The following is an 18853-nucleotide window of genomic DNA, read 5'->3' as shown; positions in this document are numbered from 1 at the left end:
CCTTGCTCTCCGCACTCCCTAACTACTTCCTCATCCATCATCTGCTCAACACTACTCATGCACTTCCACCGTCCCCAGCACGGCCACCTGACTCGCGGTCATCTCGATATTCTGGTCACTTACACCGTTCACGGTCAGCTCCGAATAGTCGATAATGGGCGGAATATCCAACAGAATCGCGGCAATGCGGGTGTAACGCACGAGTGGATCGGCAAAAGCCAACTGTTTCAGATACGCGGTCACCCCGCGTTCGATTAATGCCCGTACATCGGCCAGTGTCGCATCGCTTGCCAGCGTCAGCTTTACCTGAATGTTCATCGGCACTTCCTCAGCTGGCATCACGGACACCACTGGCCCAGCCGGGGCGACACCTTCACCCTGTCCATCCTGCGTTGGGTCTACATACTTCTGCACCGCAGCAACTAAATCGGTGCCCGCAGCGCGCTTGTCCGTGTCCAACAAATACAATCCCACCGTGCCAGGCCCTTGCCATAATGGAATAACCCGCGTTGCACCAACACCCGGCACTTCACTGGCCCATTGCACATATTGCGACTTGTTGCCGCTTGTCCCTTGGTTGCGGACTTTGGCATAAAAACGTTCCAGCAGTGCTGTATCTGCCTCAATATCTGCCCCGCCTTTGATCACTTCAACGTTCGTGACAGAAGTCACGCCACTTACAGGTGTAGACAGCACAGTTACCGTGCCCGCAGGCACATTGCTTTCTTTTCCGGCAACAAGCGCTCGCACACCTACCACCCCGGAGCCCTCAGCATCCAGTTCCACACGTCCCACCGTCTCATATTCGAGCGAAGCCTCAGCAGATACTTCATCCGCGAGCGTAGCTACGACCGTACCCGCAGGCACCACTTTACCCGGAGTACCCATTAACCTCACCGCACCCTGTGCCGCCACCGCAGCCCGCCGCGTAATGCCATGCTCCCCTGCCCGCAGATCCAGCTCTTCCGAACGAAAATTCGGATCACTGCTTGCAGCCGTACTCGCAAACCCCCGCCGCAATAATTCCTGCGCCCACAAAGCTGCCTCAGAAAGCATAAACGCAACCGGAGCCTCCGCATCCCACAAGAACGAACCCTCCGACTTATCCAGATCCGCGGGCAGACGATCCAGCATGCGCTGCATAATCTGTTCCTCCGTCTGGTCCTCCAAATAACGCGGAATCTCAGCCATCCCGTCAGATCACCTCACTTTCCAGAATAAACATATCTTCCTGCACACTCGCCACCCGGCACGAGAACATACACTGCTCCCGATTCCAATCAAACGTGAACTGGTCCACCGAATCCGTGCGTGGATCAGCCAGCAACGTCTCCGTCACCATCCGGGTAATCTCACTTTCCATCACGCCGCGACTATCTCCATGACCCACCAGCTCCTCCAGTTCCGAACCATAGTTCCGGGAGTAAATCACATGTCTGTACCGTGGCGTTTTCACTGCCTTAATACACCACTGCACCCAGGCTTCATGCGCACCCGCCGCAGCTACTTTGCCACTCGGAGTCAGCACAAAATCCCCTGCATCGTAATCGAATCGCCAGCTCCGCCCAAAGCGTACCTCTTCCGAAGTCGCCCCCGACAGATCCTCCTCATCTCCCCATACCACTCCCGTTTCCGGAAACAAACTAGGCATGCGCACTCACCACCTTACACAGCACCACAATGTCGTTACCGCCATTCACCCGCATCGCCAGCACACGATCTCCAGCTTTCAGACCTTTGCCAAGAGACCACACCGCTTCTTCCACTTCCTCTTCTTGCAAAAGAAACCGTCCCGTGCCCGTCGTTCCGCCGTTTGCCACGTCAGGTATACCGGAGATCGCGCCAGCAGCCTCGCGCTCCGGCAGTCCAAGCGTGCCCGGCAACTCGGCCACCAGATAATCCTGCACTTCGTGCTTGAAATCATCCAGCTTCACGCCGGACGATGTCATCGTGCCCAGTACCGCGCCTAGACCACTCACGGCTTGACGGGAATGCGTGCTCATCGCACCCCGCATGACGTCGGCAAAATGCCCATACGGATCATCTTTATTCAAGGTAATACCTCCTTTTCACCAGCTCAGCCGTCCCCAGCTCTAACGTCATCGTTCCAGGTCCGGCAGACAGATCACGGCTGACCGACATGACGATTAGCTTCAGTCCTTTTAACAACACTGCGTCCCCAGCACGAATCGTATTCACATCCGGTGCGGATATCGTAAAGGTCTCCTGAATACCTGTCAGCTTGCTTTTTGCCAGCTTCTTCGCGGCGGCGGCTGTTTTCACCTGATCATCCTCGATCAGTTTTTGCAACGTACCTAGCTGCTCCGTATCACTCTGCTCAATCGCCAGCACTTTCGAAGGTACCTCTTTGCCACTACCACCGGACTCCGACGCTGCCATCACTTTAACTTTGGTAACCGCCCCTTCGAGCGTACGCATCTGGGTAAGATCAATCAGTCGATCCAGCTCATACACCTTCGCATTACTTCCGACCTTAAAGAGCTGCAAGCCGCCGGGTGTCATACGTGGATGGTACATGTCCCCGCCGGACTTCGCCGTTTCCTTCAGATCGGCAAACATCATCGAGAAAATCGTCTGTGACCGATACACGGCTTTTCCCAGCTTTGTTTTGGTTTCCGGCAATGTAGCGTATGGAATCTTCCACTCTTTGGCGTAGGTTTTGAGTCGTTGCGTAGCAGTCTGATCTTTGGGCAGTAAGAACTCGTCCTCCGATTTTTCGAGATATATCATTCGGTCGTACACCGTGAGGGACAGCCGCTTAGTGCCGCTGTTCGAGCTTTCCACCTCCCAGATAACCGCAGGATGCAGCAAGTGAACCATGGATTTTTCGCCAAAAGGAACCCCGCTAATCCGCACCGCCATCCCAGGTGAGATCGAAGGCAGACCAGAAGACGCAGAAACCGCCAGCCGGATGTTGGCCTGATAGGCAATCTGGTCGAGCGAATCCTTTAGCGTAATCGTCTCCACCAGCTTGGTGATGTCATATTTGTCGTCGACAATGACCTTGTAGGTCATGGCATCACCAGCTTTTGTCCGGGCTTGATCCGGTTTGGATCACTCCCGATGATCTTTGCGTTAAGCTTGTAGATCTCGTTCCATTTGGAACTGCTGCCCAGCTCCAGCTTTGCTATTTTGGACAGGGAGTCACCAGATTTGACAGTGTAGGTCTTGCTGGTTTTTTTCAAATCGGTACGAGAACCTGATTTGCTCCCGGATGCCGCAGAGCCCACCTTTTCCACCTTGGAATCCCGCCATGTGCGTAGGGTCAGGTCGAAATAAATATCCCCTGTCTCCCCCCCACGAAAGCTCGAATTAAGCGAAACAATAAAAACAGGCACGTTCACGCCCGTCTCTGAAATGATGAAACGCAGCGGCTTTTTGGAGATCAGAAAGGTGTTCAGCACATTCATCGCCACACGTGGATCCAGAAAAGATTTTTCATCCATGCAATAGGACGGATCAAATCTCTTGGGAAAAAAAGAAGAGAAGGTGATCTCCTTCACCTTCTCCCCTTGTGCAAAATCAAACTCACCATGCTCCAACATATTGACCGTTTCATACCCTTTGGACCTGGAAATATTAACTTCTTCAGGGTTCACTGGGAATTGAAATGGAGTGTTGCCGTCCTTCAACGTAAATGACATTTTGTTAGGACCAACTTTATCTTCAAGTACTGACATATCCGCGGCCTCCTTTCTGCTTAGGCCATAATTGTTTTGCGATTTTGCATCGCACGGCGGAACTCGTTAGAGATCCGTTGCCCCACTTGGTGAGAAACTGCGTCATAATCAATCGCATTTTCGCGCACGGTCACCTGCACCGCACCTGGTGGAATATTGATCGCAATCTGATTGGTAGTTTCGGTTTTGAAATCCTTCAAGTATCCGGACAGACTGCTCATCTGGTCTTCAGATATCTGTACCGTCATCGTGGACGATTTCCCATTCGTCTGCGCACCGTTACCAAGCGCCATCGCTTGGCTCTGCATCATGCTTGTTCCCATGAATCCAGCAGATGTAGGCTGACCGACTTTGCTGTTCATATAAGCCGTTGGGCCTGTCATGGTCAGTGCCGGTGGCATATAGGCAGGTGCCATCTGCGGGCCTGTTGCAACTGGAGACGGTGCAGCCACCGTTGCTGCCGAGACAGTCTTTTCTTCTTTTTTAGAACCAAATCCAAAGAAGCCGGATATGCCATCGGTGATTTTTTTTGTTTTTTCAGAGACATAATCGGCTGCACCCGACAAAGCATCCCCTACACCCTCGGTAGCACTAGACATAAAGTTTCCAATATCCTTCGCTTTATCTCCAATCCAGCCGCCTGCTGCACTTCCAGCCCAACCACCTACTGCACCACCAACCCATGTTCCGATGCCAGGCAAAAGAACGCTACCGATGGCGCTACCAATCGCAGTACCTGCTGTGCCGCCAATCATGGAACCCACCGCTCGGCCACGCTCTTCCGGGGGTGCTGTCGCTACATTTGCCACATCAGCAAGCATGCTGATGGGTCCAAGTAACCTTTTTGCCCCTTTGGCAAAGCCACTACTTAAATTATCCATCAATCCATTACCAGCCAGCATGTCGGTTAAAGATCCCAATCCACCATCCGCAAATCCTAATCTACCGCTTCCTCGTATTCTTCTACCGCCTCCCCTATTACGGTTGCGATCGGCCGGAGGAGTTGGAGTATCAGGTACAGGATTGGGTACTGGTGATGGGCCCCGGTTCGAACGATTACTAGACCTTCTACCGCTTCGGTAATTTCGTCTTCCACGATCTGATCCACCACCATCTGCATTCGGTGAACGAACTCTACGGTTTTTGCCCATCTTTCCACCTGTGCAACAGCAGCATTTGGATGCTGGACTTCTGGTTGGATCTGATGCAGGACTTTCTTCTTTTTTCTTTTTGAAACGATCAATAATATCTCCAATATTGTTGAACGCATCCATAATGCTATTAGCTACTTCTAGTGCCTTTTCCCACCACTTTTTAGGATCTTCTTCCTTCGTAGCATTAGTGATATTTTTGTTGTTTTGAATCACGACAGCCATAGTTGGACCCGAAGCCCCTCCTTTACCCATCGCCACTTCAATCTTCTGCCGAACCTCAAGCGATACTGTTCCCGAAGCCGTAACCATCTGGTCCCTGAAACTGTTCAGTTTCGCCCATGCGCGATCCAACGCTGGACTGAGCTTATCAATCAACCCAATCGTCGGTGTGATTCGCAGCCTGCTGATTCGCACAGCCATACTATAAATATGCTCCAACCTGCGTCCAGTCGTTCTCAGCTCATTGTTCACCTTAATCAGACTCTGATAACGAACTCTGCCCAGACGCTCTGTCGAGCGCTGGATCTGATCCAGATAACGAAGGGTTGTCCGCATTTCCACATTGGACTTGGATAAACCTACAATCATTTCTGCCATTTTTTCACCTCCTGCCCTTTTTCGTTATCGATTCATTTGCGAGGTTATTGCTGCCATCTCTTCTTCCGAGAACGCAATCAACAGCGAGCGCTCCCCGCGTGGCAATGACCAGAACTCTCCGGGCCGGAGATGATGACGCACCCACATGTGATACAGGAACGTGGTCATCCCGCCGGAGTGAATCAGTTTTTTAGGTCTTCAATCTCCACACCAAAGCCGGACAGCTCCAGCACTTTATCACCTACAGCATCCAATTCACCCGCGAGCAACATACGACGTACCGCCTGTTCGCCACCGGATAGCTTCATACGGCCGGTAATACGGGTGTCCCCCCAGCCGGACAACTCCAAGCTGCGGACTTTTAATTTCACGGTTGCTTCGGAAATGAGCAGCGCGTTAAACGTTTCGGTGTCCACCTTTTCCTCGGTGCGGCCTTTGGTCGTTTTACGAATCGTACAGCGTTCGCGAATGTGATCCACTTTGGAGGACGTCAGTCCACGCAAGGTCAACAACAGATCCAGACGCTGAATGCGCACATTCTCCTCTGGCAAACGTTCCGCAGCTTCAAACAACTGATCCAAAATCTGTTCTTCGGACATATTTTCATTCATACTCATTGGGTGTTATCTCCTTCTTGTTCACATTTGGCAATCATAATGTTACACTAGCCACTCCGATGACAGAATAACCTTCCGATCGCTGTTATCCCCAGATTTTTTTGATTCCCCTCTTCAAGGGAAAATCCGGGGATAAAGGCGAACGCTCCGCTTCTTCACGTTATTTCTGTCCTCTCCGTTATCGTGCAGATACTAAATTTGCTTTAAGTAGACAACAAAGAGACCGAGATCATCTCGGCCTCCATTAAAGTCCTTTTTAGTTCGCCACGATCGGATTCAGCAACTCAAATCCTTCAAATGTAAAGCCCGTTTCCTCCGGTACTTCCTCACCCGCTGTCCAGTTGGCAAGCTGGATTTTGTCCACCATGCAACCTCTCAGCAATACACTCTCATGTCCATACGATTCAGGGTCGTTCAGCTTGGAAATAATCTCGAATTTGGTGAAGCCGCGCTGGATCATATCCGAAGTGACTTTGTAGCCCGTCATCGTGCCTGTTCCTTTTTTCGCGCCGTTTTTGTGCACCTTCCAGTCGTTACCGACCAGATTCAGCTCACGCTTTTCAATCTCCACACTCGCTTCCAGCTTGTTAATGTTTGTCTGCCACACACCATCGATATGCAACTGACCATGGGTACCGAGAATTACTCTTGACGCATCCAACATATATTTTCCTCCTTGGGTTGGTTGAACTAATAAATATTACACGGTATAACTCCGCAGTCAGAACAATCTTCCGATCGCTGTTATCCCCAGATTTTTTTGATTCCTTTTCAAAAAGGGAAAATCCGGTGATAAAGGCGAGCGCTTCGCTTCTTCAGATTTTTTCTGCCCTCTCCGTTATCGTGTAAACCATCAGTTCAACATATAGTAATTATTCTAGAAACCTTATTGCACGTAAAATGTACCAAACAACTGCTCCATCACATCCGTCAGCTTCACATTCCATTGCAGGAATACTTGATCTGCTTCCGGTTTGAGAACTGGTGCCGCGCCATAATATGCCGGGTCAAGAATGACATCATAACCGTCAGCTTCAATCACATTGCTCTGTGCGAGCAGCGCCAAATAGGCCTTCATGGCACTAATCAGCGCCTGACGACCCTCTTCGGTATTGTTTACTTTACCGATATACGTATCTTCCGCGGAACGTTGCAAATCCGTGTTGATGGCGTCCAACACACGAATGGAACGGATTTTTTTCCACGCATTATTCTGCCCAGCGGCCGGGGTTACCAGTGTGTTTACACCGCGGAGGGCTTTCACCTGACGTCCATCATGGAAGAAAATAAATACACCATTCTGTACTGCCTGCTCCTGTTCTGCACGCGTCCAGCGACGTGTCACATCATCGAATGGAGTAGCTGCATAGGTTGTAGATTGGTTCAGACGTTGTCCGGCGATCAGACCTGCAACATAGGCGGATGTTTCCGCCGAGCTGTAGAATGCATCTCCAAGGCGCACTCCTGTACCGACATTAATCACACCTTCATGGTTCAGCGCAAGCGAACGTGCTGCCGCTTTTTGTGCTGCTGTAGCAGAGGTATCATCCGCTGCGGAACCGCCAAATACAGCCACCACCGGTTTACCTTCACTACGCACACGTTTCACCCATGCCGCAAAACTCGCAAGCAGAGGTGCATCTGCCGCCTGATCCAAAGCCAAGACGTCGAATTGCTCCCCTTCCAGCGCACCCTGTACTGCAATGTACTCCGCATTGGTCAGGTCATCGTTGCCACTTACGCCGCCTTTGAATGCCGCACCCGCAATTGTTGCAACCACGCCAGTACCATCGCCAATCGCCTGAGCCGTTACCCAGACATTTTGTTCATCCGCGTTAATCTCTTTTGCCAGAGAAGCTGCCGTAATATCCGCTGTCAGGAGCGCATACAACATCCGATTACCTTCAAAAAGGCGCACTTCATGTTTCGTATTATCAATCACACCCGGCTGGATGGTGACGTAGAACCCATTCGCACGATCCCCCGGATACTTCGCATCCAGTTGCAGCACATTGGCATCACTGCTGTCCTTCAAAGTAAGCGTAGCAACTTTAGCCGCAGCACTTGCTACACGATAAGCGAGCAACTTCTTCGGCCCACCCAACAGGGCAAGCTTCAAGGACGTATAAGCCGTACCGTTGTCCAGCACATTAGCCGCATAGATACGTTCAATCGCCGCTTCGCTCCCTACTTCAACAAAAGTCCCCACAGGACCCCAGTTGGCCTTGACTGGCACAACGACGGTTCCCCGCGTACCCGCTTGAATGGCCGAAGATGCTGCCGCCTGAAAATTCATATATAATCCCGGAAGGACCGGACGATTCGTTTGCTCCCAAGTTCCACCTGCCATTATCCCTTCACCTTCGCTTTCATAAATTGGTTAATTCGTTCTTGCGTTTCTTCAATGCAAAACGTCTCTTGCGCCGCTTCGTACAGCGCACCGTACAGCACCTCTGCCTTAACGGCAAAGAGGGCTTCTGCATGATTCATCAGTTCTGCCCGTGTATACCGCAGGGCTGTCTGTTTGCTTTTTTTCACTGAGCTTGCCATGGCCATCTCACCTCATTTGTTGGACTTCTAATTTCGTGAATCGATGATCTTATCGCTATGATTTCCGAGCTACGAGCTACAAACTTGAAGCTTTAAGTTTCAAGCTTTAATTCCAATCTTAGAACTATGCCTTTAAGCTTGATCTATGAATTTTTGATCCTATGAACCTATGAATATGAAGCTATAATGTTGAAGCTACATCTTTCATCTCAAAGCTATAATCTGGAACCACCTTTATATAGAAGGTTCCTCTCAATTAACGTTTACTCCATGCCTTTGCTATGGTGAATCTCACGAATCAAAGGTACATTCGTACCCGGACGACGAATCCGCTGTTGCAACGTCAGGCGAATCTGTCCGTTCAGATACGCATCGGTTTGCAGATCTGCCGTTACCTCATCCACCGTCACATACCGCGTGTTACCTTCCTGCTCTTCGCCACCCGTTTCATTGACGGCAAGACGAGCTTGGACCGCAAGTTGCTCTACCAACCGAGTAACGGTCTGGCGTGTTAACACCGAATGATCGGTGAGCACATGCCCAATCCACTGTTGTCGAACCTCCAATGCCGAAGTGCCCGCCACAGACGTGCTGCATCCGGCCAATCGCCATAACACAGACGGCATCTCATATCCTCTAGGCCAGACATCACCATATACCGACCAGTTCGAGCCAAGCTCTTGCTGTGTCCAGTCTTGAAGCGCAGCTAGCCACGCGTCACCTGTTTCAGCGAGGACAGCTCCCGAGTCTTTGTGAACATACACCCCGAACCGCAGACTGCGCGTAAGCATACCAGACCCGGCATCCACCCGGTCAATATCTGAAGAACCCAGATATATACAGGTGAATGCCCCATCTGCTTCATCCACCAGCCTTACCTGGTGTAACCCTTCGATCAGAAGGGCTGACCATGCTTCCACTTGTTCAGCGCCTCCATCTTCCGGACGAGCGTATGGTGAGATTTTGATGATCCGTCGATATCCCGCCCAAGCAGACTTCGGCACTTCTTCGGCAAACGCAACCACTGCACAAGGCCCGGTTAACACTTCGCCTGACGCAGGTACATCCAGCACACGACCGTCCCAACCTGGAATAAGTACCGCGAGCTTCTGTTTTAGCGTTTTTTTAATGAGCGTACTCATTTTACCGGTGCTCATGACGGTGCTAATTTCATTTCTCATAGACACATTCATTTCGCCCCCTTTAGCTGCAAGTTTGAAATCTGCCCACACCATGCAGCGTCAATGCAGCAGCAGTAGGCTCCCCCTTTTAACTCAGAGTCTGTATTCCGACCGAACCAGTACCGGGACTAATTCACCGCATCAAAAAGACCGGCCACCTGGCCGGTCTGTGTACATTAGCGTATGTGCTTTCGGTGCGTCCATTGCTACTAATCCGATAATACAATCTTACACTCTTTTATTCCTAGCGCGGATGGTGTTCCGTACGACTTCGGTGCGATTAAGGGAGTCGTTCGGGTGGAAAAAAGACGATTCTGGAATCATCATTTTAACGAACAAATAATTAAGCATTAAGTTCAATGAATTGATAAATTTATCCAAATATATTAATATTTCATTATCAAATTCATTGTCTCTTACGTAAAAGAAGGAGAAATACCTATGAGTAAAACATTCAAGATCACTTCACTTGTCATCTTAGCATTTATACTCGGAATATCCTGCTGGGCCTACTTCGGACTGCTTGGTAATACGCTGAAGAAAAATGATGCTGAACAACAGGTAACCACTTACCTGATTGAACAGAAAGGTTATTCACCCGAACAGCTTATCGAAGTACAAGGTACTTACTCCTCAAAAAGTTCTGAAGCACCTTACGGTGCCTCAGTAACATTCGCGGATGAACTCGAAGCGAAGTATCAATATATCATTTTTAATAACGGCGAGATTAAGCAGTACAGTCATACCAGTGATGATCCCAAACATGAGGAGCCCATGGTGAGATAAAAGTTTAGTTCAGCGTAACCTGCGGGTTCAACGTAATCTCAAATGCACGGCCCCAGATGAAATCGGGATTCGCATATTCCAGCAGCGCACTAGCATACGTCGCGTAGGACAATTCGTCATTACAGATCTGCTTTATCGCCACATTGCCTGTCTGGAACGCTGTTTTATTCGCAAGCGCCGTGGTATAAGTCTGCATCAAATCACGGAGCAATGTTTGCAAATGGGCATAGTCTTCCTCTGAGTTGAACAGCAACATATTTTGATCCGAAAGTGTAGCCACGTTGGTATACAGCGCATGGGCTCGGGAATACGTACGGATGTCCGCAATCGCTACCGCTTTGTAATAATAATCCTTCAGGAAACGCTTAAATAACAACGAGCAATGCGCGTTCATCGCATCCCGCAACTTATGCTCATGCTTCTCTGTTGTGATCAACGCGTACCTCGACTGCCCCATACCTACAGCAATACCGATCTTGTTACCTGGTGTATTCCATGCACTATAACCCAGAACCCGCCCGGTATATGGACTGTTTAGCAACGCTTCAGCAACATCAACATTGGCTGGTCCTTTACCCACAAAATCAATCAATACCGAAGGCAGACCTTGCTCACTATTCAGCGTCAATTGCTCCAACGCAGCCTGCACCTGATCCAGAGCCGTAATGGCAATAATCTCAATGTCGATGCCCGTGTTTTCCCCGGAATTACCCGGGTGACCCTTCGTCATACGATCCAGTTCGGAGGCCATGTCAAACGGGACAACTTGATCGGCTGCTACAGCCACCAGCTGTTCATTTTCCAAGCCAGCACCCACATCCGTCACCACCTCAGGTTCAGGATATGCCGAATCCGCTACAAGCACACCACCTACAATATCCACATGACGAACCACATTCTCGTGTACATCCATGTATTCATACGTGTTAATGATGGAATTGCCATGAGGACCAAAATATTTCACTGTGTAACGTGTCCTCGCCCCACCTCGGAACAACTGGTTAGCCATGCGAGCAACCAAAGCGTGCCCCAGACCATCCGCATCCGGCAAGATGATAGCACGATCCGGATTTTGTCCATTGGTTCCACCCAGCCATTCATTGATCCGCGCTTCTACATAGTTGATTTCATTGATCTGAACACCCTGCGTGTTGGCATCGTCAACACCAACTGCGAGGAAATCGATATAACCTGTGCGAGCCAGCTGATCCAGAATGTACAGATTTGTTTTGAATTTATGTTGTCTTGTGTTGTAATACTGTTCTTTATCAAAATAGGTCGTTGTCCCATATTCCACCCCGTCTGGGGACAGGTTATAACCTTCGATAATATCCTCAAACTCAGTGTATGTCTGACGAGGCTGCTGCATCAACGCACGGGACTCATTATATGCATCGAGCGCCAAGCCATCTGCAAACGAGGTTGTAGCCAAACGCATGATGGTGTCCATGACAAATACGGGTTTGCGTGGATATTTCTGCTTGATCACGCGAATCACATCCAGCAAACGCGTGGTCTCATCATCGTATTCTGGATAGGCGCCTCCTCCATCTTCGCGGAGCTGACGACTGCCAATCAGACCGCCATAAGCGAGCATATCGGATGAGATAATGAATCCGTCGACCTTGGCAGCATGTTTCAGAATAAAGTCGTGAATCTTGGACGGTTTGCCATAAACCGGCGTGGAGGTGCCAAGCAGCGTTGTGCCATCTACGGTTTTCTCCGAGTCCAAACGATTCTTAATATCACTCAGGTTCGGTGTAACGATATGGATACCGGCTGCTTTCCCTTGCACAATCACATCATCCAGATTCGCTGGACGATCATCCAGTGGAACATACAATACTGTTTTCATATCACGTAGCCTCCTGTTATCTGTTTAGTCTTTAATACCCGATCAGGGCAAGGATGCAATCACCGAATTAAAAAACCGGCCCCATGGCCGGTCTGTACGTTAGCGTATGAGCTGTCAGTGTGTCTTCCTTGCTGCTGATCCGATAATACCATTTTACCGCCTTTGCCCACTCGCGCTGATGGAAATCGGGATGAATTACGCATGAATGTGGTCGTCTCCGTGGCGGTTAAATGCCGATTTCTCGCGAGAAACTCCTATCGATAACCCAACCAAACCCATCCTGATGATGTTTATATGACATAAGTAGCTTTCAAATCCTACGAACAATAAAGGATGGATATGACCATGAAAAAAAGGTATTTCTTCTATCTTTGGATTGCTGTCACCAGTTATATGGCGGGCCCCGCTATGTATGCGTTGGCGATGTACATCTTATATCAGGAAACAGATGTTATAACGACATCTCTCATTGGATGGACCGCGGCAACATTCTTATCCGTTGGTATCCTGTTTATCCTGATCACAGTCATCATGCTACGAGTGTTCAACATCTATTATTTCTGGCTGCAAACCCTGCTCTTCGAGTTGTTTTTCCTTGTCCTCGTCTATATGACCACTGTTCTTCTTGGGGCTGGCAACAGGGGACTGCCCAAGCTGTCCTTTCTATTTACACCCGAAGGCATCTCCTTATGGATGTTCTGGGGAAGTATTGCACTTATGAGTTCCTGGGGAATATGGGCAGCGCGTCAGCCCGTACGAAAATCACCATACATGCTGGTGTCCAGAGTCATGCTGATCCTTTTTATCCTTGAAATTTGGCCCCGTTAAAAAGGTGCAGGCTGCCCACGATTCGGTAAACTAGAATAATGCCTAGAAGGGTGTCCGTCATGACGGACACCCCTTTTGAAATGAATGTTTATCTCACGCGATGATATAACGAAAATTCTCCCATGTTTCCGGTACGGGCTCCCCGTTCTTGGCATGATGATAGAAGCTGAACGGGAATTTAAATACATGACCTCCGTTCCAGTCACGAGAACGTCTGTCGGTGAGCCAGTATTCCAGTTCATGGGGGAGCGCCACTGATCGTTCCGCCCGTTCTAGTGGCAGCAGGTCTACGGGTGATTGCAATGTCGGCATCTCCTGTTCAATATCCACATCTCGGCTTAAGCGTAGTGCCTTCACCATAGTAAGGAAAGGCGGGATGCCTTTGTGGAATAATTCCGGATAACCCAATTCATATAATATGTTAAGCGCATGTCCGTAAGTCAGCATATGACCAATCAGGTCATGATGCGCTTCCGCGTGATATATGGTCTGGAACGCCCCAAGCTCATCCAGAATCAGGCGTGACAACTGAACTGGATCTTTAATCTCGGGGAAACCATCACTCTTTTCCAGCTTCAGATTGCGAATTTCTTTCACGGTTGTGTTCATCCAGGATCTTCCCGGGATGGTTCGATCGAAAGAATCAATCAGTTCAACCAACCGACCAATGTCCTCCGCAGTGCCCCATCCATCCAGTTCACGAATGGCTTTCAGGCTGATTGCCCCATAGATGGCCTGATGTCCAACCCAGTGCAGCTCTCCAATCGTTCGATCCAATGCGTCCGTAATACGCGCTTCAGCATCTTCCCTGGGCATCATTTCACCAATCGGATAGGTCTGACCAGGGTTGATTCCATGCTGGCGAAGCATGGCTTTTGCTTCGGCGGTAACACTACCGGCGGCAAGGGCAGTGAGACGATTTTCCCGTACCCAAAAATATGCCGCAATCGCACCCGCCCCATAATGGGCGTGCCACAGATCTCCTGTACGTTCCCGACTGGAAACGATAATCGCAAGTCCCTCTTCCAACAAACGTCGATCCAAGCTTGCCACCACCCTTCATCATATGTAAGTCCATCAGAGAAACTATATAAGTTGAATTAATATCTGTCCTCTCTGTTATCGTGTAAATTTAGTTCAACTTATATATCCTAATGAATAAATAAAGCGTTTACTTCTATAACATGATGGAAATGCTCCACATATGCCCGTTTTGCCCCGGAATGCAAAGTTTAGCCGATTCGAAGCCTGCCCAAGTCACGAATGGACACTTCCAGCGGATAGATCTCTGCTTTTTGCTTGGAGAAAAACCACGTCCGATCCTTCTTCACCACAATAAATAAACCATGTACATCTCCTACAGGAGCAAAGGTATCACTAACCTCACCCCAGCGCGTGAGTCCAATCCGCTGAAGCTCATCCACCGTAGACAGAACATCCTCCGTCACCAGTCCAACTTCACACACCTGTAATATATCTTGAGTCGAGAAGTCATGGTCACTCTCGTTCTGAATACGATGATGAGCAATCAGCTCAATAATATTGCCTGCTGGATCTTCAAAATAGAGAGAATGAGAGTCCCAATTAGCAGAGTATGTCTCATCCCGATTTTTTTCCCTGCTTAAAACAACACGTGATGCTGCCCACTGCTTTGCTTCCTTGAACTGATTTGTCGGAATCAACCAGGCCACATGATAAAAGGGCTCATGATCTGTTTCACACGGTTTGAAAATCATCTTTGTCCCTCCAACCTGCAGGTTGAAGGCCTGATCTGTCGCATTGGACACCTCCATTCCCAACGTATCACGATAAAAATGCTTGAGGTCCTCCAGCCGTGTTGTATATAACTGCAATTCTTCGATCATCATACGGCCTTCTCCTGCAACTCCTCCCACTGACTCCATGGCACCATGCCAAGCTCAGGCTTCGCTTCATCTGGGAGCATGGCGATGAATTCAAGCGAGTGACCATCCGGATCGTTAAAATACACAGATACCGCAGGCATCCAGCCAAAGACGTACAGTTCACCGATATCATCATCCAGGAAGTTCTGTGTCTTGATTCCTTTGTTCTCCAAGTGAGCCACCGCATGTTTCATATCCTCCAGAGATACATGAAAAGCAAAGTGCTGACGCTTCACCTCGGAAGGATCCTTTTGCCACAATCCCAGCATGGCATTGCCTTTTCCACCAATCCAGTAGAAGGAGTTCCCACGTTCTTTCTGCCCATAAGCATGGGGTAAACCCAGGACCGTTTCATAGAAATGATGGGATCTCTCCAAATCCGTCACGTTTAGATGTGTTTCAAATATGCCTGTAATCATAATGCTCAACCTCTTTTCCTTTTCCCATTTTCATCTTCCTTGGTTCTCAACTCATGGTAGAATTCCGCGCATTCGTTAACGTCTGGGCCAGATTTAAAAACGATCCAATAACCCGCTGCACCCGTTCTTCTATATCCTGACTACCTTCGTACTCTTCATATCCGTCAAATGTCGCTTCGAATCGTCTGCGCTGCGCACCACCAATGGAGATCCACTCTTGGGCATTGATACCATGCAGATTGCGGACAATCGCTTGCAGTTGTAAAAGTGAACTTACCCCCACCGCTCCACCAGAGGAGCTGATGGACAGGACGGGCTTGCCGCTGAAATGAGCCTGACTCAGGTGATCCAGTGCATTTTTGAGCACACCGCTAATACTGCCGTGATACTCTGGTGTAGACAGGATGATGGCATCTGCCGCGAGCATACGTGTGTTCAGGTCTGCCAGATGTTCATGATCCGCTTGTTTTTCATCTGGCGCGTAGAATGGAAGTGGCTTCTGATACAGATCAAACAGGCTAGCCTGATGTCCCTGACCGCGAATAATCTCCACAGCATACTCTCCCAGACGTGTACTGGTTGCATTGTTCCGATTGCTGCCTGCCAAAATAACAATATTCATTCATGTCACTCTCCTTGGTTTTTTAATAATTCAAACTCTCATGTTTCAACCGATCTGTTATTTCTACTCTTATCTTACCTTTCTTTTGCATCCAAATCGTCAGCAGATAGACTTAACTTGAAATACCAAAAAACTCAACCTTTAGGTTGAGTTTATACGACTTAAGTATGAACATATGTCGGAATTGGTTACACGACCCAGCCATTTCTTACGGCATGAAGAGCCGCTTGTGTTCGATCCGCCAGTCCCAGTTTGTCGAGCAGATGACTGACATGGGTTTTGACCGTTTTTTCGGTGATGACCAATCGAACTGCAATTTCCTTGTTGCTCAGTCCTTGAGCAATCAGCCCCAAAACCTCTTGTTCACGGCGAGTGAGCATATCCAGACCACCAAGGGATGTTTCATTTGATTTTCCAGCCTGCTTCGGCTCCTGATGTTGACTGTCTGCTGTCTGATCTGTCGCTACATGCTGTGGTTGCTGTTCATTTATAGAACAATCGGATGAAGCCATCACATGCATCAATTGACCTGCTGCGGCGGGATGCAATTCTACCTGACCTGCATGCACATTGCGAATGGCCACAGCCAGATCCTCCGGTTCAATATCCTTGAGTAGATATCCTTTCACCCCTGCACGCACAGCAGGAACGACATGATCCTGATCCGAAAACGATGTGAGCACAATGATTCGCGTTTCTGGCATTAATGCACGCAATCGTCTTGCTGTTTCAATTCCGTCCATGACCGGCATATGCAGATCCATTAATACCACGTCAGGTTTTAACGCTTCCGCCTGCGCCAGTGCTTCCTGCCCGTTCGATGCTTCACCAACAACCTCCATGTCTTGCTGTGTGGTCAAAAAAACGTGCAACCCCCGTCTCACCATCGTATGATCATCTGCGAGCAAAATCGTAATCGGCATCTCTTCTTCCCCCTGACTTTATACAGATTCGAACGGAAGTGGAATGACTGCCGTTACTGTTGTCCCCTTGCGGGAAGAACTCACTATTTCTAAGCTGCCCCCGAGCGATTGAGCCCGTTCCTTCATAATGGACAGGCCAAGGGAGCTTCCAGACGACGCTTTTGGCCTGTTCGCACCACCTTTTCCCTGATCTGTGACGGTGAATACCACTTCATGATCACTTAACTTGAGGGTGACCTCAGCAGAAGGAACATCCGCGTGTTTTCGCACATTATTCAGCGCTTCCTGTCCGATTCGCCACAATGCTTCTTCTATATTTCGCGGTAAAGACCGCATTCCCGTCCGATTCATCACCACTTGAAGCCCCTGGCTGGTCCCGTATTCCTGTAGCGCATGGAGCAGCCCTGCTTCCAGTCCCGCTGGACGGAGCTGCATAATCAATGCGCGCATTTCCTTGAGAGCCTCCTGAGACAAAGCCCTAATATCCTTCATCGCTTCCGCTGCCGGGTGCAACTGCTCGGAGCCGGATAACATACTTTCCGCGCCTTTAGCCGTTAACGATAGTGAAAATAAAATCTGATTAACCGAATCATGCAGATCGCGAGCCAAACGGTTTCTCTCTTCCATTCGTGCAAGTTCGCGGCGATTCTCCGCCAGCTTCAGACTCTCCCATGAGGCCGCAATATGTTCGGCCAATGCCTCCAGCACCTCACGGTCCGCCTGCGCAGGACCTGATGTTTCTATTCCGATCACCAGAATTCCCGTTTCCCCTGGCATTTGGTACGGAAGGGGGGCAGCAATTCCCGAGGCAATGGAATTCATAGTCTGGTCAGGCTCGCACAGGGTAAATATCTCAGCGATCTCTATTGCAGACAGAGATGTTACACGATGACAATTTATTATATGGTTAATGTGGCTCGTCACTTCTGAAGATAACGGAGTACTTGATAACGTTCGAACCGTATCATTTGCATAGGCTGCCTGCACAACGAACATTCCGTTTTTCTGCTGAATAGTTGTAGCAAAAGGCCAATCATAATGCTGCCCAAGCAGCTGTACAACTTTTAAAGAAAAAGCATCCGAATTGCTGCATTCGTTCACTGCAAGACCAAAAGCCGTGCTGAACTCCCCCAACTTGGCATACAGATCAGCTCGTCGCTGCTCCGCACGATACAATCTCATCCGCTCTACCGCACTACCAATCTGGTACGCCACGCCCTGTAACAGCGCCAGTTCACTGTCACTGAAATGTTCCTTGGCTGGCGCAGCCACGTTGAGCAGGCCGAGCATCTTCTCACCTGACCTTAACGGGACGGTTGCATGGTGGGTAATATTATGGGTATCTCCCCATTGGAATTCTACGGCATTCTCCAGCCGTTTACAGTTAATGATGTTGACCGCATGATTGAGTTGACCATCCTTAAAGCGGTTCACACACCAGCAGGTACCCGTTCGCATGGGCTCTTTATCTTCACGCAGTAATGCCGGGGGCAGATTGTAATCCGAAACACAGGTATAGTCTCCACGTTCATTAATCAGAAACATCCAACCTGCCGTTAATCCGGTCAACTCCAGTAATTTGCCGACAACGGTATCCAGCATTAAGTTCAGATCATTGGACGTATTGAGCGTTTCCGCGATTGTCTTCAACGTGACCATTTCCTGCATTCCGACTTCTTCCGACATCGCAGAATTCTCTCCTTTGGCTGTACCAAC

Annotated in this window: 20 protein-coding genes; 2 read left to right on the top strand and 18 right to left on the bottom strand. The window is 49.3% G+C overall.

Annotation, left to right across the window (positions count from 1 at the left end):
• Positions 1-51: 51 nt before the first annotated feature.
• The 11 genes from V6669_RS06285 to V6669_RS06235 all read right to left on the bottom strand — a co-directional run bounded on the left by V6669_RS06285 (position 52) and on the right by V6669_RS06235 (position 9806).
• Positions 52-1191 carry a baseplate J/gp47 family protein gene (locus tag V6669_RS06285; protein WP_338591842.1) on the bottom strand — a complete coding sequence of 380 codons (1140 nt, stop codon included), beginning with the start codon at positions 1189-1191 and terminating at the stop codon, positions 52-54.
• Positions 1192-1195: 4 nt separating this feature from the next.
• A complete protein-coding gene (locus V6669_RS06280) occupies positions 1196-1651 on the bottom strand; it encodes a DUF2634 domain-containing protein (protein ID WP_338591839.1) in 456 nt (151 codons plus the stop codon).
• A complete protein-coding gene (locus V6669_RS06275; RefSeq protein WP_145320658.1) occupies positions 1644-2054 on the bottom strand; it encodes a hypothetical protein in 411 nt (136 codons plus the stop codon). The genes V6669_RS06280 and V6669_RS06275 overlap by 8 nt, the downstream gene beginning before the upstream one ends.
• The gene (locus tag V6669_RS06270; RefSeq protein WP_338591833.1) at positions 2047-3036 is read right to left on the bottom strand and encodes a phage portal protein; all 990 of its coding nucleotides are present in this window, start codon (positions 3034-3036) and stop codon (positions 2047-2049) included. Before V6669_RS06270 ends, V6669_RS06275 begins: the two co-directional genes overlap by 8 nt.
• The gene (locus V6669_RS06265) at positions 3033-3665 is read right to left on the bottom strand and encodes a LysM peptidoglycan-binding domain-containing protein (RefSeq protein ID WP_253509411.1); all 633 of its coding nucleotides are present in this window, start codon (positions 3663-3665) and stop codon (positions 3033-3035) included. Before V6669_RS06265 ends, V6669_RS06270 begins: the two co-directional genes overlap by 4 nt.
• Positions 3666-3721: 56 nt before the next feature.
• Positions 3722-5452: a hypothetical protein gene (locus V6669_RS06260; protein WP_338591830.1), complete on the bottom strand. Its 1731-nt coding sequence runs from the start codon at positions 5450-5452 to the stop codon at positions 3722-3724.
• 182 nt (positions 5453-5634) lie between these two features.
• Positions 5635-6069 (bottom strand): hypothetical protein, encoded by a 435-nt coding sequence (locus tag V6669_RS06255; protein ID WP_017690174.1) that lies wholly within the window; start codon positions 6067-6069, stop codon positions 5635-5637.
• A 256-nt stretch (positions 6070-6325) separates the two neighbouring features.
• The gene (locus V6669_RS06250) at positions 6326-6733 is read right to left on the bottom strand and encodes a phage tail tube protein (RefSeq protein WP_036611426.1); all 408 of its coding nucleotides are present in this window, start codon (positions 6731-6733) and stop codon (positions 6326-6328) included.
• Positions 6734-6955: 222 nt separating this feature from the next.
• A complete protein-coding gene (locus tag V6669_RS06245) occupies positions 6956-8419 on the bottom strand; it encodes a phage tail sheath subtilisin-like domain-containing protein (RefSeq protein ID WP_338591825.1) in 1464 nt (487 codons plus the stop codon).
• The gene (locus tag V6669_RS06240) at positions 8419-8619 is read right to left on the bottom strand and encodes a hypothetical protein (RefSeq protein WP_338591822.1); all 201 of its coding nucleotides are present in this window, start codon (positions 8617-8619) and stop codon (positions 8419-8421) included. Before V6669_RS06240 ends, V6669_RS06245 begins: the two co-directional genes overlap by 1 nt.
• A 263-nt stretch (positions 8620-8882) precedes the next feature.
• Positions 8883-9806 (bottom strand): hypothetical protein, encoded by a 924-nt coding sequence (locus V6669_RS06235; RefSeq protein WP_338591820.1) that lies wholly within the window; start codon positions 9804-9806, stop codon positions 8883-8885.
• 435 nt (positions 9807-10241) lie between these two features.
• On the opposite strand from V6669_RS06235, the gene V6669_RS06230 reads away from it, so the two are divergent.
• Positions 10242-10586: a DUF3139 domain-containing protein gene (locus tag V6669_RS06230; protein WP_338591818.1), complete on the top strand. Its 345-nt coding sequence runs from the start codon at positions 10242-10244 to the stop codon at positions 10584-10586.
• Positions 10587-10590: 4 nt separating this feature from the next.
• Here the strand turns inward: V6669_RS06230 and V6669_RS06225 are convergent, their stop codons facing one another.
• Positions 10591-12441, bottom strand: coding sequence for a DUF4127 family protein (locus V6669_RS06225; protein ID WP_338591816.1), 1851 nt, complete (start codon positions 12439-12441; stop codon positions 10591-10593).
• A 345-nt stretch (positions 12442-12786) separates the two neighbouring features.
• Here V6669_RS06225 and V6669_RS06220 point away from each other — a divergent pair, with 345 nt between their 5' ends.
• Positions 12787-13269, top strand: a complete 483-nt coding sequence (locus V6669_RS06220) for a hypothetical protein (protein ID WP_091015510.1) — start codon at positions 12787-12789, stop codon at positions 13267-13269.
• A 93-nt stretch (positions 13270-13362) separates the two neighbouring features.
• Here the strand turns inward: V6669_RS06220 and V6669_RS06215 are convergent, their stop codons facing one another.
• The 6 genes from V6669_RS06215 to V6669_RS06190 all read right to left on the bottom strand — a co-directional run bounded on the left by V6669_RS06215 (position 13363) and on the right by V6669_RS06190 (position 18823).
• The gene (locus V6669_RS06215; protein WP_338591810.1) at positions 13363-14313 is read right to left on the bottom strand and encodes a hypothetical protein; all 951 of its coding nucleotides are present in this window, start codon (positions 14311-14313) and stop codon (positions 13363-13365) included.
• Positions 14314-14501: 188 nt separating this feature from the next.
• On the bottom strand, positions 14502-15137 hold the full coding sequence (locus V6669_RS06210; protein WP_338591808.1) for a VOC family protein: 636 nt from the start codon (positions 15135-15137) through the stop codon (positions 14502-14504).
• The gene (locus tag V6669_RS06205; protein ID WP_338591805.1) at positions 15134-15592 is read right to left on the bottom strand and encodes a VOC family protein; all 459 of its coding nucleotides are present in this window, start codon (positions 15590-15592) and stop codon (positions 15134-15136) included. Before V6669_RS06205 ends, V6669_RS06210 begins: the two co-directional genes overlap by 4 nt.
• A 46-nt stretch (positions 15593-15638) precedes the next feature.
• Positions 15639-16214 (bottom strand): NAD(P)H-dependent oxidoreductase, encoded by a 576-nt coding sequence (locus V6669_RS06200; protein ID WP_133386685.1) that lies wholly within the window; start codon positions 16212-16214, stop codon positions 15639-15641.
• A 188-nt stretch (positions 16215-16402) separates the two neighbouring features.
• Positions 16403-17137, bottom strand: a complete 735-nt coding sequence (locus V6669_RS06195) for a response regulator transcription factor (protein WP_338591799.1) — start codon at positions 17135-17137, stop codon at positions 16403-16405.
• Positions 17138-17155: 18 nt separating this feature from the next.
• The gene (locus tag V6669_RS06190) at positions 17156-18823 is read right to left on the bottom strand and encodes a GAF domain-containing sensor histidine kinase (protein ID WP_338591796.1); all 1668 of its coding nucleotides are present in this window, start codon (positions 18821-18823) and stop codon (positions 17156-17158) included.
• Positions 18824-18853: the final 30 nt, after the last annotated feature.

The sequence above is a fragment of the Paenibacillus sp. Y5S-9 genome, assembly GCF_036894235.1.
GTDB lineage: Bacteria > Bacillota > Bacilli > Paenibacillales > Paenibacillaceae > Paenibacillus.
Note: the sequence above shows the minus strand (reverse complement) of the source record. Positions and strands in the feature narration are given on the sequence as shown.

Bases quoted from the DNA above. Each gene is read 5' to 3' on its own strand.
- V6669_RS06285 (WP_338591842.1), bottom strand. From the start codon at position 1,191: ATGGCTGAGATTCCGCGTTATTTGGAGGACCAGACGGAGGAACAGATT.
- V6669_RS06280 (WP_338591839.1), bottom strand. From the start codon at position 1,651: ATGCCTAGTTTGTTTCCGGAAACGGGAGTGGTATGGGGAGATGAGGAG.
- V6669_RS06270 (WP_338591833.1), bottom strand. From the start codon at position 3,036: ATGACCTACAAGGTCATTGTCGACGACAAATATGACATCACCAAGCTG.
- V6669_RS06265 (WP_253509411.1), bottom strand. From the start codon at position 3,665: ATGTCATTTACGTTGAAGGACGGCAACACTCCATTTCAATTCCCAGTG.
- V6669_RS06260 (WP_338591830.1), bottom strand. From the start codon at position 5,452: ATGGCAGAAATGATTGTAGGTTTATCCAAGTCCAATGTGGAAATGCGG.
- V6669_RS06255 (WP_017690174.1), bottom strand. From the start codon at position 6,069: ATGAGTATGAATGAAAATATGTCCGAAGAACAGATTTTGGATCAGTTG.
- V6669_RS06250 (WP_036611426.1), bottom strand. From the start codon at position 6,733: ATGTTGGATGCGTCAAGAGTAATTCTCGGTACCCATGGTCAGTTGCAT.
- V6669_RS06245 (WP_338591825.1), bottom strand. From the start codon at position 8,419: ATGGCAGGTGGAACTTGGGAGCAAACGAATCGTCCGGTCCTTCCGGGA.
- V6669_RS06240 (WP_338591822.1), bottom strand. From the start codon at position 8,619: ATGGCAAGCTCAGTGAAAAAAAGCAAACAGACAGCCCTGCGGTATACA.
- V6669_RS06230 (WP_338591818.1), top strand. From the start codon at position 10,242: ATGAGTAAAACATTCAAGATCACTTCACTTGTCATCTTAGCATTTATA.
- V6669_RS06225 (WP_338591816.1), bottom strand. From the start codon at position 12,441: ATGAAAACAGTATTGTATGTTCCACTGGATGATCGTCCAGCGAATCTG.
- V6669_RS06220 (WP_091015510.1), top strand. From the start codon at position 12,787: ATGAAAAAAAGGTATTTCTTCTATCTTTGGATTGCTGTCACCAGTTAT.
- V6669_RS06210 (WP_338591808.1), bottom strand. From the start codon at position 15,137: ATGATGATCGAAGAATTGCAGTTATATACAACACGGCTGGAGGACCTC.
- V6669_RS06205 (WP_338591805.1), bottom strand. From the start codon at position 15,592: ATGATTACAGGCATATTTGAAACACATCTAAACGTGACGGATTTGGAG.
- V6669_RS06200 (WP_133386685.1), bottom strand. From the start codon at position 16,214: ATGAATATTGTTATTTTGGCAGGCAGCAATCGGAACAATGCAACCAGT.
- V6669_RS06195 (WP_338591799.1), bottom strand. From the start codon at position 17,137: ATGCCGATTACGATTTTGCTCGCAGATGATCATACGATGGTGAGACGG.
- V6669_RS06190 (WP_338591796.1), bottom strand. From the start codon at position 18,823: ATGTCGGAAGAAGTCGGAATGCAGGAAATGGTCACGTTGAAGACAATC.